The sequence below is a fragment of the Streptomyces sp. DH12 genome, assembly GCF_020873895.1.
In the GTDB taxonomy this organism is placed as follows: Bacteria; Actinomycetota; Actinomycetes; order Streptomycetales; family Streptomycetaceae; genus Streptomyces.
The window spans coordinates 1-1,092 of the sequence record NZ_JAHWGT010000109.1 but is presented as its reverse complement, the minus strand read 5'-3'; the positions used below and the strand labels follow the sequence as shown (position 1 = coordinate 1,092).

Below are 1,092 nucleotides of genomic sequence, written 5' to 3'. Positions count from 1 at the left end.
GCTTACGTTGCACAACGCGCCGTTCCTCGACGGGGGTCTTCCGGGCTCCACCACAACACATCGCATGGCGTCAAGATTCCGCCGTGCACGAGGAGTTGACGCATCTTTTGCAGACGCCGGGCCCCGCCGGACCGTTCCGGCGGGCCCCTGGGCGGAACGGGCTACTTGCCGGTGAACTTCTCGTACTCGCGGAGCACCTCGTCGGTCGGCCCGTCCATGCGCAGCTCGCCGCGCTCCAGCCACAGCACCCGGTCGCAGGTGTCGCGGATGGACTTGTTGTTGTGGCTGACCAGGAACACCGTTCCGGCCTCCTTGCGCAGCTCGCGGATGCGGGCCTCGGAGCGCTTCTGGAACTTCCGGTCGCCGGTCGCCAGCGCCTCGTCGATCATCAGGACGTCGTGGTCCTTGGCGGCGGCGATGGAGAAGCGCAGGCGGGCGGCCATACCGGAGGAGTAGGTGCGCATCGGCAGGGTGATGAAGTCGCCCTTCTCGTTGATCCCGGAGAAGTCGACGATGTCCTGGTAGCGCTCCTTGATCTCCTCGCGGGACATGCCCATCGCGAGTCCGCCGAGGATGATGTTCCGCTCGCCGGTGAGGTCGTTCATCAGGGCCGCGTTGACGCCGAGCAGGGACGGCTGGCCGTCGGTGTAGACCTTGCCGCGCTCGGCGGGAAGCAGCCCCGCGATGGCACGGAGCAGGGTCGACTTGCCGGAGCCGTTGGACCCGATCAGGCCGATGGCCTCGCCGCGGTAGGCCACGAAGGACACCCCGCGCACGGCGTGCACCGTGCGCACGCCCCGCTCCTCGCCGCGCCTGAGGATCCGGCTGAGGGCCGCGGTGGCGCTGCCCCTGCCCGACCGGGCGCCGTTCACGCGGTAGACGATGTGCAGGTCGTCCGCGATGACGGTGGGCACCCGGGCGCCCGTCTTGTCGTCAGCCACGGCCGTACCTCTCCTCTGCCTTCCAGAAGTAGACGAAGCCGACCACGCCAGCCAGCACCGCCCAGCCCAGCGCGAACGCCCAGACGTGCGGCGGCAGGTACGACGAGTCGTACCCCTCGATCAGCGCGAACCGCACCAGGTCCATGTAGAC

1 protein-coding gene and 1 pseudogene are annotated in these 1,092 nt (G+C 68.9%); both read right to left on the bottom strand.

Annotated elements, in window-relative coordinates; all coding sequences use genetic code 11:
- Positions 1-161 precede the first annotated feature (161 nt).
- Positions 162-941, bottom strand: a complete 780-nt coding sequence (locus tag LPA54_RS32800; protein ID WP_093769049.1) for an ABC transporter ATP-binding protein — start codon at positions 939-941, stop codon at positions 162-164.
- A pseudogene (locus tag LPA54_RS32795) lies at positions 934-1,092 on the bottom strand (ABC transporter permease); the annotation flags it as partial. The gene LPA54_RS32800 and the pseudogene LPA54_RS32795, both read right to left, overlap by 8 nt.